1 pseudogene is annotated in these 439 nt (G+C 44.2%); it reads left to right on the top strand.

Going from position 1 to position 439, the window contains the following annotated elements:
• A pseudogene (locus PSH48_RS20985) lies at nucleotides 1-439 on the top strand (ATP-dependent DNA helicase Rep); the annotation flags it as partial.

Raw genomic sequence — 439 nt, 5'->3', positions numbered from 1 at the left:
AGATGATGACAATGCTTTTTTAAGAATTGTGAATACCCCACGTCGTGAAATTGGTACAGTCACGCTTGAAAAGCTTGGCACCTTAGCTAATGAAAAACACCAACGCTTATTTGCGACCTGCTTTGATAACGACTTAGGATACAGACTAAAAGGACGTGGTTTAAATGCACTAGCTGGGTTTGCCCGTTGGGTGGTTGAGCTTTCAGATAACGCAGTGCGCAGTGATACACTGGAGGCGGTGAAGGATTTAGTACGTAATATTAATTACGAAGCTTACTTGTATGAATCATCGCCTAGTGCCAAAGCCGCTGAAATGCGGATGAAAAATGTGTCCGAGCTGTATCGCTGGATAACAGACATGTTAACAGGCGATGCCGATAATCCGCCAATGACACTGGCTGAAGTAGTTAGTAAATTGACCCTTCGGGACATGCTAGAG

This window comes from Pseudoalteromonas sp. Angola-4, from assembly GCF_028599265.1.
In the GTDB taxonomy this organism is placed as follows: domain Bacteria; phylum Pseudomonadota; class Gammaproteobacteria; order Enterobacterales; family Alteromonadaceae; genus Pseudoalteromonas; species Pseudoalteromonas atlantica.
This window is presented reverse-complemented; position numbering and strand designations above follow the sequence as displayed.